15 protein-coding genes are annotated in these 17,189 nt (G+C 59.8%); 13 read left to right on the plus strand and 2 right to left on the minus strand.

Annotation, left to right across the window (positions count from 1 at the left end):
- Window positions 1-610 precede the first annotated feature (610 nt).
- From H7C18_RS28710 to pssA, 9 genes are all read left to right on the plus strand, one after another.
- On the plus strand, window positions 611-1,774 hold the full coding sequence (locus H7C18_RS28710; protein ID WP_185132563.1) for a GNAT family N-acetyltransferase: 1,164 nt from the start codon (window positions 611-613) through the stop codon (window positions 1,772-1,774).
- A 220-nt stretch (window positions 1,775-1,994) separates the two neighbouring features.
- A complete protein-coding gene (locus H7C18_RS28715) occupies window positions 1,995-2,456 on the plus strand; it encodes a CtsR family transcriptional regulator (protein WP_185132564.1) in 462 nt (153 codons plus the stop codon).
- Between the two features lie 34 nt (window positions 2,457-2,490).
- Window positions 2,491-2,997 carry a protein-arginine kinase activator protein McsA gene (locus H7C18_RS28720; RefSeq protein WP_185132565.1) on the plus strand — a complete coding sequence of 169 codons (507 nt, stop codon included), beginning with the start codon at window positions 2,491-2,493 and terminating at the stop codon, window positions 2,995-2,997.
- An 84-nt stretch (window positions 2,998-3,081) separates the two neighbouring features.
- Entirely contained in the window at window positions 3,082-4,104 is a 1,023-nt protein-coding gene (locus H7C18_RS28725) for a protein arginine kinase (RefSeq protein WP_185132641.1), read from the plus strand.
- 38 nt (window positions 4,105-4,142) lie between these two features.
- On the plus strand, window positions 4,143-6,590 hold the full coding sequence (gene clpC, locus H7C18_RS28730) for an ATP-dependent protease ATP-binding subunit ClpC (RefSeq protein ID WP_185132566.1): 2,448 nt from the start codon (window positions 4,143-4,145) through the stop codon (window positions 6,588-6,590).
- 219 nt (window positions 6,591-6,809) lie between these two features.
- A complete protein-coding gene (locus H7C18_RS28735) occupies window positions 6,810-6,995 on the plus strand; it encodes a hypothetical protein (protein WP_185132567.1) in 186 nt (61 codons plus the stop codon).
- A gap of 161 nt (window positions 6,996-7,156) precedes the next feature.
- Window positions 7,157-8,524: a DNA repair protein RadA gene (gene radA, locus H7C18_RS28740; protein WP_185132568.1), complete on the plus strand. Its 1,368-nt coding sequence runs from the start codon at window positions 7,157-7,159 to the stop codon at window positions 8,522-8,524.
- 16 nt (window positions 8,525-8,540) lie between these two features.
- On the plus strand, window positions 8,541-9,626 hold the full coding sequence (gene disA, locus H7C18_RS28745) for a DNA integrity scanning diadenylate cyclase DisA (protein WP_185132569.1): 1,086 nt from the start codon (window positions 8,541-8,543) through the stop codon (window positions 9,624-9,626).
- Window positions 9,627-9,735: 109 nt separating this feature from the next.
- Window positions 9,736-10,473, plus strand: a complete 738-nt coding sequence (pssA, locus tag H7C18_RS28750; RefSeq protein ID WP_185132570.1) for a CDP-diacylglycerol--serine O-phosphatidyltransferase — start codon at window positions 9,736-9,738, stop codon at window positions 10,471-10,473.
- 82 nt (window positions 10,474-10,555) lie between these two features.
- On the opposite strand, the gene H7C18_RS28755 is transcribed toward pssA, so the two are convergent.
- Window positions 10,556-12,070 (minus strand): copper amine oxidase N-terminal domain-containing protein, encoded by a 1,515-nt coding sequence (locus H7C18_RS28755; protein WP_185132571.1) that lies wholly within the window; start codon window positions 12,068-12,070, stop codon window positions 10,556-10,558.
- A 131-nt stretch (window positions 12,071-12,201) separates the two neighbouring features.
- Window positions 12,202-12,597, minus strand: coding sequence for a DUF1573 domain-containing protein (locus H7C18_RS28760; protein WP_185132572.1), 396 nt, complete (start codon window positions 12,595-12,597; stop codon window positions 12,202-12,204).
- Between the two features lie 303 nt (window positions 12,598-12,900).
- Between H7C18_RS28760 and H7C18_RS28765 the strand changes: the two genes are divergently transcribed.
- The 4 genes from H7C18_RS28765 (at window position 12,901) to gltX (ending at window position 16,875) form a co-directional block, all read left to right on the plus strand.
- Window positions 12,901-13,998 (plus strand): PIN/TRAM domain-containing protein, encoded by a 1,098-nt coding sequence (locus H7C18_RS28765; RefSeq protein ID WP_185132642.1) that lies wholly within the window; start codon window positions 12,901-12,903, stop codon window positions 13,996-13,998.
- A 186-nt stretch (window positions 13,999-14,184) separates the two neighbouring features.
- Window positions 14,185-14,895, plus strand: a complete 711-nt coding sequence (gene ispD, locus H7C18_RS28770) for a 2-C-methyl-D-erythritol 4-phosphate cytidylyltransferase (RefSeq protein ID WP_185132573.1) — start codon at window positions 14,185-14,187, stop codon at window positions 14,893-14,895.
- Window positions 14,892-15,374: a 2-C-methyl-D-erythritol 2,4-cyclodiphosphate synthase gene (gene ispF / locus H7C18_RS28775; RefSeq protein WP_185132574.1), complete on the plus strand. Its 483-nt coding sequence runs from the start codon at window positions 14,892-14,894 to the stop codon at window positions 15,372-15,374. Before ispD ends, ispF begins: the two co-directional genes overlap by 4 nt.
- A gap of 28 nt (window positions 15,375-15,402) precedes the next feature.
- Window positions 15,403-16,875, plus strand: a complete 1,473-nt coding sequence (gene gltX, locus H7C18_RS28780; protein ID WP_185132575.1) for a glutamate--tRNA ligase — start codon at window positions 15,403-15,405, stop codon at window positions 16,873-16,875.
- Window positions 16,876-17,189: the final 314 nt, after the last annotated feature.

Consider the following 17,189-nt stretch of genomic DNA (forward strand, 5'->3'; position numbering starts at 1 on the left):
AGGGGTTTCTCGACATTCTGAGGAGATCTTTAGCGGATCTCCTCTTTTGTCGTTGCTTGAGGGAAACGGGAAAGCCCTTAAGAAAACCGAGCTTTAGCAAAGTTGGACCGGCGCGGGCCGAGTCCCGCGACAGTCGTACGCCGCCGGGCCGGCAAACAGAAAGAAGCATCTCCAATAACGGAGGTGCTTCTTTTGATTACCGCCTGCTTGTTTCGACTTCGATGCATTCCTAGTCAGCGCAGCAGAAGATGGATGCAGAGAACACGGGATATAGGGATGAGTGAGCGACTCTTTAACTCCAATGCTAACTAATCAAGCCCGGCTGCACGGTACAAAAAGGCGCTCGGAGTACCCTTTGAGTAGGAAGTAATGGTTGAAAAGTGAATGGTGAGAAGGAAGAAGGCTGCGCCCTAATCCCTATTTCTTCGGAACAGATCGAAGAGGTCGAGAAGATGAGCCGGCATTTTCAATCTTAATTTGGTCAATAAACAAACAAAGTTTTAAAGGATGCTGCGTAGTTGGCCCTATTCTTTTTAGATCTCCGGCGAGCATTAGCTGGTGCAGCCTAACCTGCATTTAAGGTAAGATGAGGAAGAAAGGGGAGAACGCTGTGCATATTCGCCAACTCAAAGCGGAAGAGTACGACGAAAGAATTGCGCTTTCGGAATTCGCGTTTCAGATGAAAATGCCTGCCGAGCGTATCGAACGGGAACGGGCTCATTTTCGGCCGGAGCAGCATTGGGGGGCGTTTGACGAGGAAGGCAGATTGCAATCCGCGCTGATCTTGATTCCGTTCGAATGCTGGGTCCAAGGGAAGCCGTTCCGCATGGGCGGCATCGCGGGGGTCGCTACCTGGCCGGAAGCGAGGAGAAACGGCTGCGTGGCGAAGCTGCTGGCCCATTCGTTGGCCGTGATGAAGGAGCAGAAGCAGTTCGTCAGCATGCTGCATCCGTTCGCGTTCCCTTTTTACCGGAAATTCGGTTGGGAACTGACGATCGAGCGCAAGAAGTACGAGGTGCCGATGCCGCTGCTGCCGAAGCGCGGGAATTCTACGGGACGGATGGAGCGCTGCCGAGAAATAGAGACGTTGAACGGGATTTACGAGCGTGCGGCTTCCCAGTATACCGGCACTTTGGTGCGGGCAGAAAATCGCTGGCATCAGACGGTACTGTCCGACTCGGGACTGGCGGCGGTCTGGAGAAACGACGAAGGAACGCCTCAAGGATATATCGTATACGAGGTTCGCGACCGGCTGCTGACGGTGCGCGATTGGGCTTACGAGAACGGCGAAGCCCAAACGGCGCTATGGGCGTTTATCGCCCAGCACGATTCGATGGCCGACCGGATCGAGCTCATCGTACCGACGGACGACGCCATGCCCTTCCTGCTGCCGGATCCCCGGTTCAAGCAGGAGATCGTTCCTTACTTCATGTCCCGGATTGTGGACGTCGCGGGGATCGTTCAATCGTACCCATTCGTGCCATTCGGGAAGGAAGAGCGGCTTAAGATTCGCGTTCGCGACGAACACGCGCCTTGGAATGACGGCACGTTCGAGTTAATCTGGGCTGCGGACGGTTCGGCGGAAGCGGTCGCCGCGCCTGAAGCCGACTTCGACGCCTGCTGCGATATTCGGGCTTTGACGGCGATGCTGCTAGGCAACCGGAGACCGGGTGGGCTGAGGGCGGCCGGTTTGCTGCAAGGCAGCGACGAGGCGATCGGGATGCTGGAACGCCGCATTCCCGTCCGCACGCCGTATTTGATGGACTTTTTCTGAAACGTCTCCAAAACAAGAAATTGCCGAATCCTATGGAACGTCAACTGCATAAAGGATATCCGCCCTTCCAATACTATAAATGAGGGGACGGGAATCGTCCCGCCTCCTCTTTTCACTTTTCTGCTCAAGCCCCTTGGCAATTTCGCTTAAAGCGTTTATAATGGTCATATAGTCAAAGAAAGTCAAAGTCAGGATCGCGCTCCGGAAAGGAGGTCTGGCGATGCGCAATATTTCGGATCTGATCGAGCAGTATTTGAAGCAGATTTTACAGACCAGCTCCGCCGGCGTCGTCGAGATCCAGCGAAGCGATCTGGCCGAGAAGTTCTCCTGCGTTCCGTCTCAGATCAATTACGTGATCAGCACCCGGTTTACGCTGGAGAAGGGCTATTATGTCGAGAGCAAACGAGGCGGAGGCGGCTACATTCGCATTCAACGGGTCGATTTGCCGTCGCTCGAAGCGGTTCAGCGGCACATTCGGCAGACGGTAGGCGAACAGATCGACCAGTCCGCGGCCGAAGGGCTCGTTTATCAGCTGGAGGAAGCAAGATTTCTCACGGCGAGGGAAGCGAACCTGCTGCGAGCGGCCATCTCCCGCGACGTTCTGCAGCTCAAGCTGCCGGTGCGGGACGAGATACGCGCCAAGCTGATGAAGGCCATGCTCGTCGCGCTGCTCGCCAAGTAGCGTCAGATGCCACCGATAAGGAGGTGCAGCTGCCATGCAATGCCAAGAATGCGGCAAACGACAGGCAACGCTTCATTTTACGAAGATCATTAACGGCGAGAAGACGGAATTGCATATTTGCGAATCGTGCGCCCGGGAGAGGGGAGAGCTGATTCCGGGAACGGCCAGCGGCTTCTCTATTCATAACTTGCTATCGGGCTTGCTCGACTTCGATGCGGCAGCAAACGGGGTCAAACCGCCCCAGCTGCGCTGCGAGAACTGCGGCATGACTTACTCCCAATTCAGCAAGTTGGGCAAGTTCGGCTGCAGCCAATGTTACAAGCATTTCGCCGACCGGCTTGAACCCTTGCTGAAACGGGTACATGGAAATACAGTGCACGTCGGCAAGATTCCCAAGCGGGCGGGCGGCCGCGTGAAGACGAAACGCGAGATCGACCGGCTGAAGAAGGAGATGCAGGGAAAGATCGAGCGCGAGGACTTCGAGACGGCCGCGCGGCTCCGGGATCAGATCCGGGAGCTGGAGCGAGAGATCGGATCCTAGACGGACCGATCCGTTGGACTGGATAAGGAGGTGGTGACGAACGTGGCCAATCATACGTTCTCCGAACAGGCGCTTAGCCCGTGGATGCGCAAGCCGGGTCCCGATACGGACGTCGTGCTGAGCAGCCGAATCCGGATCGCCCGCAACTTGCGCAGCTTCCCGTTCCCGCTCATGGCCACTCCGGAGCAGGCGGAAGGCGCGTTGGAGCAGCTGCTCGGCGTTGCCGAGAGCGGACGGCTCAGCGGCCTCGGAGAGATGCCGGCCTACCGGCTGTCCGAGATGACCGAGCTGGAGAAGCTCGTGCTCGTGGAAAAGCACCTGATCAGCCCGGCGCTGGCGGGGCAGTCGCGAAGCGGGGCGCTCATTCTCGGACCTGACGAGAACATCAGCATTATGATTAACGAAGAGGACCATCTTCGCATTCAATGTCTCTATCCGGGGTTCCAGATTCGGGAGGCATGGGAGTTCGCCAGCAAGATCGACGATATTTTCGAAGAGGGCGTCGATTACGCTTTTGATGAAAAATACGGCTACCTGACGAGCTGCCCGACGAACGTCGGAACCGGAATCCGGGCGTCGGTCATGATGCACTTGCCGGCCTTGGCGCTTACGGGGCAGATCAACCGGATTTTGACGGCGGTGACGCAGGTCGGTCTGGCGGTACGCGGCCTTTACGGCGAGGGAAGCGAAGCGACGGGCAACTTGTTCCAGGTGTCCAACCAGCTGACGCTCGGGCTGTCCGAGAGCGAAATTATCGACAACCTGTATTCCGTCGCCCGGCAGATTATCGCCCACGAGAAAGCGGCTCGCGAGAGGCTGCTGGCCGAATCGCGGCCGCGGGTGGAGGATCGGATCCTTCGCTCGTACGGCATTCTGAAATACGCGAACATCATCGATTCCAAAGAAGCGTCGCAGCGGCTGTCCGACGTCCGGCTGGGGCTTCATCTGGGCCTTTTGACCGACGTTTCCCAAGAGACGCTGAACGAACTTCTCGTCTCGACGCAGCCGGGATTCCTGCAGCAGCATCATGGAGAAGCGCTGTCGGCGGAGCAGCGGGATATGACCCGGGCCCGGACGATTCGCTCGCGACTGGCAAACGAAGCGTAAATGTTCTATTCTTAACTTAATCGGGGAGGTGTTGTCTCATGATGTTCGGAAGATTTACCGAACGCGCGCAGAAGGTGCTCGCGCTGGCTCAAGAAGAAGCGGTGCGTCTGGGACACAATAACATCGGTACGGAGCATATCTTGCTCGGATTGATTCGCGAAGGCGAAAGCATTGCCGCCAAGGCTCTGATCGCGCTGGGACTCGGCTTGGAGAAAATCCAGGACGAAGTCGAATCGCTGATCGGCCGCGGCCAAGAACAGCCCGTCAATATCGCCTACACCCCGCGCGCCAAGAAAGTTATCGAACTGTCGATGGACGAAGCGCGCAAACTCGGTCACACGTACGTCGGCACGGAGCATATCCTGCTCGGCCTCATTCGCGAAGGCGAAGGCGTAGCCGCCCGCGTGCTGAACAATTTGGGCATCAGCCTGAACAAGGCCCGCCAGCAAGTGCTGCAGCTGCTCGGCAGCAGCGAGAGCGTCTCGCAAAACCACGGTCCTTCGGCGAACGTCAGCACGCCGACGCTGGACGGCCTGGCCCGCGATCTGACGGCCAGCGCCAAGGATAATCATATCGATCCGGTCATCGGACGGCAGAAGGAGATCGAGCGCGTCATTCAAGTGCTCTCCCGCCGCACGAAGAACAATCCGGTTCTGATCGGAGAGCCGGGCGTCGGGAAGACGGCGATCGCGGAAGGTCTCGCGCAGAAGATCGTAATGGGAGAAATTCCCGAGACGCTGCGCGACAAACGCGTCATGACGCTCGACATGGGTTCGGTCGTCGCCGGCACGAAGTACCGCGGCGAATTCGAAGACCGCCTCAAGAAGATCATGGATGAGATCCGCCAAGCCGGCAACGTCATTCTGTTCATCGACGAGCTGCATACGCTGATCGGCGCAGGGGGAGCGGAAGGCGCCATCGACGCCTCCAATATCCTGAAGCCGGCGCTGGCCCGCGGCGAGTTGCAATGCATCGGAGCCACGACGCTGGACGAATACCGCAAGTATATCGAGAAGGACGCCGCGCTGGAGCGCCGGTTCCAACCGATCACCGTCGACCAGCCTTCGCCGGAGGAAGCGATCCAAATCCTCCACGGCCTGCGCGACCGGTACGAAGCGCATCACCGCGTGAAAATCACCGACGAGTCGATCGAAGCGGCCGTCAAGCTGTCGGACCGTTACATCACCGACCGCTTCCTGCCGGACAAGGCGATCGACCTGATCGACGAAGCCAGCTCCAAGGTTCGCCTCCGTTCCTATACGGTTCCGCCGAATCTGAAGCAGCTCGAACAGCGTCTGGATGACATCCGCAAGGAGAAGGACGCTTCGGTGCAGAGCCAGGAGTTCGAGAAGGCCGCCGCGCTTCGCGACACCGAGCAGAAGATTCGCGAAGAGCTGGAGTCGACCAAGAACCAGTGGAAGGAAAAGCAGGGCCGCACCGACTCCGAAGTGACGCCGGAAGACATCGCGCAAGTCGTCGCGAGCTGGACCGGCATTCCGGTCAGCAAGCTGGCGGAAGAGGAGACGGAACGCCTGCTTAAGATGGAAGACATTCTGCACGATCGCGTCATCGGGCAGGAGGAAGCCGTCAAGGCGGTCGCCCGCGCCGTGCGCCGTTCCCGCGCCGGACTCAAGGATCCGAAGCGTCCGATCGGCTCGTTCATCTTCCTCGGCCCGACGGGTGTCGGCAAGACCGAGCTCGCCCGCGCACTGGCCGAGTCGATGTTCGGGGACGAGAACGCGGTCATCCGCATCGACATGTCGGAATATATGGAGAAGCATTCGACGTCCCGCCTCGTCGGGGCGCCTCCGGGATACGTCGGCTACGACGAGGGCGGCCAGCTGACGGAGAAGGTGCGCCGCAAGCCGTACTCGGTCGTGCTGCTTGACGAGATCGAGAAGGCGCATCCGGAAGTGTTCAACGTGCTGCTGCAAGTGCTGGAGGACGGACGCCTGACCGATTCCAAGGGCCGCACGGTCGACTTCCGCAACACGCTGATCATCATGACCTCGAACGTGGGGGCCGAACAGATCAAACGGAACTCGACGCTCGGCTTCACCGCCGCTCAGGATGCCGGCCATGACTACAACGTCATGAAAGACAAAGTGCTGGCCGAACTGAAAAAGTCGTTCCGTCCGGAGTTCCTGAACCGGATCGACGAAGTGATCGTATTCCATCCGCTCGGGGAAGAGCATATCGCTCGCATCGTTACCTTGATGGCCGACGAGCTGCGCAAGCGTCTGAGCGAGCTGGATGTCCGGTTCGAATTGACCGACGCGGCCAAGGGCTTCCTCGCCAAGGAAGGCTATGACCCGCAGTACGGCGCCCGCCCGCTGCGCCGCGCGATTCAGAAGCATATCGAGGACCGCTTGTCCGAAGAGATGCTGATGGGCAAGATCAAGCGGGGCGACACGCTGCTGATCGACGAGAAGGATGGCACGCTTGTCGTTCTCAGCAAAGACGAAGTCGGATCCACCAAGAGCTAACCTGTTCGGAAAATGCAACAACCCGGGGCCTTAACGGCTGCCGGGTTGTTGCCGTTCCGCGAGGCCTGCGCATCTTCCGCGGCACGCTCACCCTTTCGAAGCGTCGGCCATACGTTATAGCATACGTCCGGGGAGTCCGCTTCCGCCCGTCCGCCGCGCAAAGGACGGCAGCTTCCCCGAAACGGGGCGCTTGCATATCGAAAGGGGAGGAACGCCGCCATGCATCGACCGCGCCGGCCATTCCCGTGGCGGCAGCCGTTCATGCTGCTGCTCACCGGCATCGGCATCGTGCTTTTGCTGTTTCTTCTGAGCAAAATATTATTCGTATTGTTTTATTTAAGCGGGGGGTTTCTGATCATCGCCGTCGTGTTGTGGCTGCTCTGGCGCTGGTGGTGGAACAGTTAGAACGGTTATCGGCAACAGAATGCGGGCGGGCAAGCCGCTTCGCATTCATTTTTTATGTAAATGCACGCTGCGAGAATACTGCATAGGCCGCAAGTTATTTTACCCTTCGGGACGAACATGGTACACTTTGGGTACCATCTTTTTTTTGCGGGAGAGCGTTCATGGCAAAGGTAAAAGTGAAGTTCGTCTGCTCCGAGTGCGGCACCGAATCGCCCAAATGGATGGGCAAGTGTCCGGGCTGCGGAGCTTGGAACACCATGATGGAAGAGACGGAGACGGTGATGAAAGCTCCGGTCGCCCAAAGCGAGCTGACCCGGACGAAAGAAAAGGCGAAATCGATCATAGATATAGATAGCGGCAAGGAGCCGCGCGTGCCGACCGGGCTCGGCGAATTGAACCGGGTACTCGGCGGCGGCCTTGTGCCCGGATCGCTGCTGCTGGTCGGCGGAGATCCCGGCATCGGCAAATCGACCTTGCTGCTGCAAACGTCCCATGCCCTGACCTCTCAAGGGCTCAAGGTGCTGTACGTGTCCGGCGAGGAATCGGTCCGGCAGACGAAAATGCGTGCCGATCGGCTCGGCGTGCTCAGCGAACGGTTGTATGTGCTCTGCGAGACGAACCTCGACCTGGTGGAAGAGGCGATCGCGGACGTGCAACCCGACTTCCTCGTCATCGACTCGATCCAGACGGTGTACCGTCCCGACGTTCCGTCGGCACCGGGAAGCGTCGCTCAGGTTCGGGAATGCACGGCCCAATTCATGCGCATCGCCAAAGTGAACGGCGTGGCGACCGTCCTCGTCGGCCATGTGACGAAGGAAGGCGCAATCGCCGGGCCGCGTCTTCTGGAGCATATGGTCGATTGCGTGCTGTACTTTGAAGGCGAGCGCCATCATTCGTACCGGCTGCTGCGGGCGGTCAAGAACCGCTTCGGCTCGACGAACGAGATCGGCATCTTCGAGATGATGGAAGAGGGGCTCCGCGAGGTGACGAATCCGTCGGAACTGTTCCTTTCGGAACGTCCGCTCGGCGTCTCCGGTTCGACCGTGGCGGCCAGCATGGAGGGGACCCGGCCGGTCCTTGTCGAGCTTCAGGCGCTCGTGGCGCCCACGCATTTCCCGTCGCCGAGGCGAATGTCCTCGGGACTCGACCATCAGCGGATCTCGCTCGTGATCGCGGTGCTGGAGAAGCGGATGGGGTTGTTTCTGCAAAATCAAGACGCATACGTAAACGTGGCGGGCGGGGTCAGGCTGGACGAACCGGCCGCGGATCTGGCGGCAGCGGTCAGCTTGGCGTCCAGTTTCCGCGACATGCCGACGAAGCCCGACGACGTCGTATTCGGCGAAGTGGGCCTTACCGGCGAAGTTCGGGCCGTGTCGCGCGCCGAGATGCGGGTGAAGGAAGCGCTCAAGCTCGGATTCAAGCGGGTGATCTTGCCGAAGGCGAGCCTGAAAGGCTGGCAGCCGCCCGCCGGAATTGAATTGGTCGCGGTCAGCACGGTAGCGGAAGCGCTGCGTGCGGCGTTGGAATAGGAGGTGCCAGGCAGATATGAAGGAATACAAGGAGAAGGATCAGCAGCAAACGATGAACCAGCTGCTGCTCATGGTGGCGCCGGGAATGCCGTTCCGCGACGGCCTCGAGAACGTGCTCCGCGCCAAAACGGGCGCGCTGATCGTCGTCGGCTACAGCCCGGAAGTGATGGAAGTGGTCGACGGAGGATTTTCCATTAATTGCGACTTTAGTCCGAACTATTTATACGAGTTGGCCAAGATGGACGGCGCCATCATTCTGAGCGAAGACGGCAAGCGGATTCTGTATGCGAACACGCAGCTGATTCCCGATTCGTCGATCTCGTCGTCCGAGACGGGAATTCGCCACCGCACGGCCGAACGGGTGGCCAAACAGACCGGGAAGCTGGTCGTCTCCATCTCCCAGCGGCGCAACATCATTACGCTGTACCAGGGCCAGCTGCGCTATTCGCTCAAGGAGATCGGCGTCATCCTGACCAAAGCCAACCAAGCGATCCAGACGCTGGAGAAGTACCGGGCCGTCTATAATCAAGCGCTGACGAATCTGTCCGCGCTGGAATTCGAAGAGCTGGTCACGATGCACGAAGTGGCTTACGTCATTCAGCGCGCCGAAATGGTACTGCGAATCAAAATGGAGATCAACCGCTACGTGCTGGAGCTCGGCAACGAAGGACGGCTGATCAGCATGCAAATGGTGGAATTGGTCGGAATGGCGGAGGAAGAAGCGAGGCTGCTGCTGAAGGACTATGCCCGGGACGCCTCGGACGACAAAATCCGGGAGATCATGGCCGCGCTCAAGAAGCTGACTTCGGAGGAGCTGCTCGATACGACGCATCTGATCCGCGTTCTGGGCTACGCATCGATCAGTTCCGTCGCGGAAGAAGGGTTTCAGCCCCGGGGCTACCGCATGCTGAGCAAAATTCCCCGGCTTCCGAGCGTCATCATCCATAATCTGGTGGAACGCTTCGGTTCGCTTCCGCACATCATGCTGGCGTCCATCGAGGAATTGGACGAAGTGGACGGGATCGGCGAAGTGCGGGCCCGGACGATCAAGGAAGGACTGAAGCGGATCCAGGAGCAGGTGTTTATTGACAGACAGATTTAACGGGACTAAAATGATGAAATGGCGTGGGAACGATGCCAGGATCGCGCGATCGCCCAGACCGTTCATGAGAATGGCCTGCGGAGGGGCATAGTAAAGTCGAGGTGGAATCATGATCACGAAATCCATACCGAGCTTGTTCACGGTAGGCAACCTGTTTCTCGGCGTGCTCTCCATTATTTTGGCGTTTAACGACCGTGCGAACGGCGCTGCTCTGCTGGTGATCATCGCGATGCTGCTGGACGGGGTAGACGGGCGAGTCGCCCGCGCGCTCAATGCTCAAAGCGAATTCGGCAAGGAATTGGATTCGCTGTCCGATGTCATTTCCTTCGGCGTAGCTCCCGCATTCATCATGTACCAGGCTGCGTTCATCGACGTGAATTCGGCTCTGGCATGGATCGTTACCGCCATTTTCCCGATTTGCGGCGCGCTGCGGCTTGCGCGGTTCAACGTGATCGAAGGAATCCCCGGCTATTTTATCGGCTTGCCGATTCCGGCGGCCGGCGGCGTGCTGGCCACGCTTGCTTTGTTCAATCACGATCTGAACGTGTACCTGCTCCTGATCAGCACGCTGGCCTTGTCGTACTTGATGGTGAGCAGCATTAAATATCCGAATTTCAAGAAGCTCGGCCTGCCGAGGGCGGCCGTATGGGCCATTCCGCTCGTGGTGGCGGCAGCCGTTCTGCTCGCTTTCGAATTTCCGAAGGCCATTCCGAAATTCATCCTCGCTCTGCTGCTTCTGTATGCGCTCTGGGGGCTAAAAAAAAACGTTGAACGCTTCATGCCGAGACGCCGCCGCAAGAAACGGCCGTCCCCCGACGATCAGTATCATTCGGAGCACAGCGCCTGAACCCCAGTAAATACAAAGCACCGGCTTCCCTCCAAAAAGGGGGACCGGTGCTTTTTTGCGCAATGAGATTGTACCTACCTACCTATCTTAACGATACCGTCAGCTTCAACGTATGCTTGTCCGGACGCGTCGCTTCCGCCGCCAGTCCGAGGGATTCGGCGACCGAACGAAGCGGAATGCGGGTCGACCCGCTGACCAGCTTCGGCGCGGCGTCCAGCGTCACGCTCCGGCCGTTCGCGACAGCCGCTGACTCGTCGGGCGTCATCGCGAGCTTCCGCCCGCCGAGCGTCAACGTCAGCGTGCGCGCGCTCTCCTGCCATGACAAGGAGGCTCCGACGGCGGCTGCGAATTCCTTGGCCGGCACGAGCAGCTCGTCGGCGCCCGACACGCCGGATACGGCGGAGAAGCTGAGCTCCCGTTTGTTCCCGCCGTCGGCCAGCTCGATGTCGGCATCGAGCACTTGATCATCCGGCGTGATCACGAACCGCTGCAGCTGCTCCTCCAGCTTGTCCGCGAACGAATCCGCGTTTTCGTCCGTCATCCGGTACTTCGGGTCGTCCCTTCCGATCGCTTCTGCGATGCCGGTGTTCACGTCCTGCGCATAATGCGACAAGTCCTTGTACAGGTCAAGGTCGTACGTCCAATCCGATTCCGCCTGAAAGTCGTAGACTTTGGCGTTCGGCAGAGCCGCCAGCTGCCGGTACATCCAGCCGCTCATCTCCAGCTGGTTCCGGTAGCGGGTCTCGTTCGTCTTCTTCCACACGTCCTGCCGGAGAATACTGTACGGCGGGTAAAAGAACAGAAACTGAACGTCCGGGTATCGCTTCACGAGCGACAGCACGTTCGTCTCGAAGCTTTGACGGATTTGATCGAGCGGGTCTTCGTTCAAACCGAAATATTTCTCCTCTTCCCCCGCCCGGCTGTATGCCGCAAGCACTTTAGCCGCTCCAAACCCGCCGCTGGCGTTCCAGTTGTACAGATGCTCCAGGTCCTGGTTCGTCCGCGTCGTATTCATCTTTAGAACGTCTTTGGCCAGCATCTCGTACACGGACACGTTCATCAGGTAACGGTAGTCGTTGGTCCAGTCGTCGTCGTACAGGTAATCGGGAAAATCGGCGGCCGTCGCCGGATCCTGATGCTTGAACGCGAAATAGTCGAGTCCCCACAGCACTTGCTTCGGCTTGCCGGTGCGCAGCGCCAGGTCGGCAATCTTGTATTGCTCCTCCGCCATCGAGCCTTCCATCGACAGCTTCAACGTTTTGCCGTGCAGCGCCTTGTCCACCACGGACGGGAGGAAATTCTCCGTCATCGAAGTGCCCAGGATGATGGTGTCGTAATCGTAATTGCGGGCCAGACCGGGGTTCTGGTAGCGTTCCTGCGTAGAGAAGATCGGCGGGTACCAGGTCGCCTGGCGGTAAAATTGAAGCGGGTCGAACAGAAAAGTAGCCAGGCAGAAAACGGCGATCAACAGAAGGACGGAAACGGCGAAGCGAACCGTTCCCTTCCGCCACGCGGCGGAGGAAAGGCGTCTTCGCTCGCGAATCCGCCGAGAGGCGGCGCGGTCGTTGGCTGTTGCGGGCGTTAGCGGTGTTTGCATGTGCGGCGGCCTCCTTTGACGTCTGGATGCGGGACGGGTCGGGACGCAGCGGGCGTATAGCGCCGCTTATAAACAAAAACCGCCGAGCCGGCGGCGCCGGCTGGCGGTCCTGCCTGACGCGCAAGCGGTCCTCAGGTCATATTGAACAAGCCCAGCGTCGAGCATTTGTCCGACTCCCGGGCGACGACGTCTTCCAGGCGGATGTCCAGCAGATTGCACAGCGCCGACATGTAGAAGACGTTTTTCCCCAGCTCCGAACGCACGATATCGAGGCAGTTCTCGCAGAGAGTGCCCTTCATATGGGATTTGGACTGCTGCTTGGCCTGGTCAAGCTCCATCTCTTCCGAGAAGCCTTGGGGGCGCGCGTTCAGTTCGATGCAGCCGCATTCCGTTATGGATTTGGCAACGGCCCGGTTCACGGAAGCGTTTGACTGGCTGTATTTGGTCAGGACATCCAGCAGACTGCGATGACGTAGCAAGAGTTCCGATACTTGATCTTGAAACTCCTGCAGCGTTGGTGCGCTCATCCGTTCCACCTCGGTTTACCGTTTATTTGCTATTCCCTCCCATTATAGAGCAAGGAGTGCGCCATTTCAAAAGAAGTTCGGAGAAAGGGGCCTTCGCGATCCGTCGAAGCCGGCGGAGGAGACTCGAAAGTTGGAAGCAAAGACCTTGTGGAAAGATTAGAGTGGAGAAAATTGGAACATACTGATTACCAGATAAAGCGGGGCGTTCTCGCCTGGGCGCTCCCGCTTTCGAGACGATTCGGAAAAGGACGGACCACCCGGGAAGGCCGATCCGGATTGCAAAATAAGGGAGTGATTTTTATGATGATGAGACGCATCATTCAGGCGGCGGGGCTGCTGCTTGGAATGATGATGGGACAAGCTTTTTCTTCCTGGACGCGTTCCGGCGGAACGCTGTGGAGCAGCGCGGCGTTCGGTACCGGCGCGGCGGGGCTGTCTTCCGGGCGTTACATGGCCGCCGCGATCGGAGCCATGATCGGGCTGTTCGCCGCGACGGTTCTGGCGGGGCCGATCGTAAGATCTCTGACGAGAAGCATCGAGTCGTTGTCCGGGCTGCCCGCGCGGACGCTGCTCGCCGGCGCGGCCGGAGGCGGATTGGGACTGGTGGCGGCGGTGCTGTTCTACCCGTACTTATCGGATATTCCCCGGATCGGCGGCGTTCTGTCGGCGCTGCTGGCTCTGATGCTGGCTTACGCAGGCGCGCGCATCGGGCTGCGCAAGCAGGAAGAAATCTCCGCCTGGACGTTCGCCCGCAAAGCGCCGGAGGCTCCGAAAGAAGAAGCGCCGAGGTTCGAGGAACATAAAATTTTGGATACGAGCGTCATTATCGACGGCCGGATCGCGGACATCTGCAAGACCGGATTTATCGAAGGGACGTTGGTCATTCCCGAATTCGTGCTCGAGGAGCTTCAGCATATCGCCGATTCTTCCGATCTGCTCAAGCGCAACCGGGGGCGCCGCGGGCTGGACATCCTGAACAAGATCCAGAAGGAGCTCGACGTGAAAGTGCTGATCTACGAAGACGTCGACGGCGAGCCCGGGGAAGTGGACAGCAAATTGGTCAAGCTGGCCAAGGCGATGAGGGGCAAAGTCGTCACGAACGACTTCAACCTGAACAAGGTGTGCGAGCTTCAAGGCGTGTCGGTGCTCAACATCAACGATCTGGCCAACGCCGTCAAGCCGGTCGTGCTGCCGGGCGAGGAGATCGTCGTACAGGTGATCAAGGACGGCAAGGAGCACGGACAAGGCGTCGCCTATCTGGATGACGGCACGATGATCGTCGTCGAAGGCGGGCGCGATTACATTGGCACGACGATGGAAGTGCTCGTGACGAGCGTGCTGCAGACGTCGGCCGGCCGGATGATCTTCGCGAAGCCGAAGCTATTGGAAAAAGCGCTCTGACAAGGTATGATAATAGAAATGCGGGCGGGACACGCTCTGATGTGTCCCGTTCTTTTTTGTTAATTTAGGAAATGATTCGATTAAATTTCCTGTGATGAACCGGGGGCTCCCCCAAAAGTATTCGGAATTAAGCTCAGAGCATCACGTCACTTTTGGGGGATTGGTTCTTTGAGAGGGGCTTGAAGGATGAATTGGGGAGTCGTCGTCGTCGCCGCGGGCCGCGGAACGCGGATGGGAGCGCAGGGCAACAAGGTGTACCTGCCGCTGGCCGGGCGGCCGATTCTGGCTCACGCGCTGGAGACGTTCGCTCGCTGTCCTTCCGTGGACAGCATCGCCGTCGTGGTCGCTCCGGGCGAAGAAGAGATGGCCGCCGCCGCCGTCCGCGAATTGGCTCCCGCCGACAGCGCCAAGGTCCGGGCGATCGTGGCCGGCGGCGCCGAGCGCCAGGAGAGCGTCGGAGCGGGCCTTGCGGCTCTTGATACGGAAGGCGTGCTGGTGCACGATGCGGCGCGGCCGCTCGTGACCGGCGGGCAGATCGAAGCGTGCTGCCGGGCGGCCGAGCGGTTCGGCGCCGCCGCGCTGGCCGTGCCGGTGAAGGACACGATCAAGGTGGAGGGCGAACCGGGCTTCATGACCGCGACGCCGGACCGCAAGACGCTCTGGGCGGTACAGACGCCGCAGGCGTTCGTTCGGCGCGAGCTGATCGAAGCCCATAGGGCGGCCAAGGAAGAAGGCGCCGCCGCGACGGACGATACGATGCTCATGGAGCGGCTGGGCCGCAAGGTGGCGATCGTTCCCGGAGATTACCGCAATCTGAAAATCACGACGCCGGAGGATTTGCCGGTAGCGGAGCTGTTCCTGGCCGCGGCGTCGTCGGAAGGACGTGGACGGACTTGATCAGAGTAGGGCAAGGATTCGACGTGCACCAGCTGACGGAAGGGCGGGACTGCATCATCGGCGGGGTGAAAATCCCGTACGAGAAAGGACTGCTCGGCCATTCCGACGCCGACGTGCTGCTGCACGCGATCAGCGACGCGGTGCTCGGGGCGCTCGGGCTCGGCGATATCGGCAAGCATTTTCCGGATACCGACCCGGCGTTCAAGGACGCGGACAGCGTCAAGCTGCTGGAGCGCGTCTGGTCGCTCGCGAAGGAGCGGGGCTATAAGCTGGGCAACGCCGACGCGACGATCATCGCGCAGGCACCGAAGATGGCGCCGCATATCCCGGCCATGACGGAAGTGATCGCGCGGGCGCTGGAAGCCGATGTTTCGCAGGTGAACGTCAAGGCCACCACGAGCGAGCGGCTCGGCTTCACGGGCCGCGGGGAAGGCATCGCGGCGCAGGCGATCGTGTGCCTGGCGCGGGAAGGGAACTGATTGATTCACTAGGAACGGGGGAACGAAGATGGACCAACCAGTACGCGTCCGTTACGCGCCGAGCCCGACCGGGCATCTTCATATCGGCGGCGCCCGGACGGCGCTTTTCACTTATTTGTTCGCGAGACAGCGCGGAGGGCAGTTCATTCTGCGCATCGAAGACACCGACCTGGGGCGCAACGTCTCCGGGGCGGCGGAAGAATTCTACAACGGGCTTCGGTGGCTCGGAATCGACTGGGATGAAGGGGAAGACGTCGGCGGCCCGTACGGCCCGTACCGCTGTACGGAACGGATGGACATTTACCGCGAGCATATCGAACGGCTACTGGGAGAAGACAAAGCTTATTATTGCTACTGTACGGAAGAGGAGCTGGAGCGCGAGCGGGAAGAGCAGACCGCGGCGGGACAGACGCCCAAGTATTCCGGCCGCTGCCGCCATCTGACGCCGGAGCAGCGCGCGGCGTACGAAGCGGAAGGGCGCAGCCATACGGTTCGTCTTCGCGTGGGCGAAGGCGAGAAGATCGAGTTCCGAGACGAGGTTCGCGGCGAGATCTCCTTCGAGTCGGACGGCAACGACTTCGTCATCGTCAAGTCGAGCGGCATGCCGACGTACAATCTCGCCGTCGTGATCGACGACCATCTGATGAAGATCACCCACGTGACGCGCGGCGAAGAGCATATCTCCAACACGCCCCGGCAAATTTTGCTCTATCGGGCGTTCGGATGGGAAGAGCCGATCTTCGCGCATTTTAACCTGATTCTGAACGAAGCGGGCAAGAAGCTTTCCAAGCGGGACGAGTCGATTCTGCAATTCATTTCGCAATATCGCGATCTCGGCTATTTGCCGGAAGCCATCCTCAATTTCCTGGCCTTGCTCGGCTGGTCGCCGGATACGGAAGAGGAAATTTTCTCGAAGCAGGATATCATCGAGCGCTTCTCGTTCGACCGGGTCAACAAGTCCGGCTCGATTTTCGACCAGAAAAAACTGGCGTGGATGAACAACCACTACTTCAAAAAGGCCGATCTCGGCGAAATCGTCGCTCTCTGCGTGCCTCAGCTCCAACGGGCCGGGCTCTTGCCGGAACAGCTCGACGAGGCCAGGCAGCAGTGGGCCAAGACGCTCGTCGCCCTTAATCAGGACAAGATGAACTGCGCGGCCGACATCGTGCCGCTCACCGAGCTGTTCTTCCGGGACGAACCGGAGCTGGAAGGGGAAGGCCGCGCCGTGCTGGCGGAAGAAGGCGTGCCGAAAGTGCTGGAAGCTTTCGCCCGTCAGGTCGAAGCCATGGACGATGCGGCTTACACGGCAGACGCCATCAAAGGCGCGATCAAAGCCGTTCAGGCCGAGACCGGCGCCAAGGGCAAAGGACTGTTCATGCCGATCCGGGTAGCGCTGACCGGCCAGACGCACGGTCCCGACCTGAACGAGACGATCTGGCTGCTCGGCCGCGTGAAAGCGTTGAAGCGGCTGCGGGAGGCCGCAAGCGGCAAGCTGGGGTGAATCGGGCTTCGGGCCGACAGGCGCTGCCAAGCCCGATTCCGCGAAGTGCGCCTTGTCACTGCAGGCCAGTTGGGATATACTTGCGTTATCAGTGTTCATACCGTCAGCAGCGACGAACAGGAGAGTAGGTTCCGCGTCCGGAACGACCAGAGAAGGCCGCCTTGGCTGGAAGCGGCCCCTTCCGACGGAACCGAAATGCGCCTGGGAGCCGCGCCGCCGAGCGAGGGTACCGACAGCCGCGCCGATCGCGCGAGCCGAACATGCCGAAGGGCATGCGCGGCCGCAGGGGGCTTGCGGCCGGCCCCACGGGTAGG

Origin of the sequence: Cohnella zeiphila, assembly GCF_014212055.1 — a bacterium.
Classification (GTDB): Bacteria; Bacillota; Bacilli; order Paenibacillales; family Paenibacillaceae; genus Cohnella; species Cohnella zeiphila.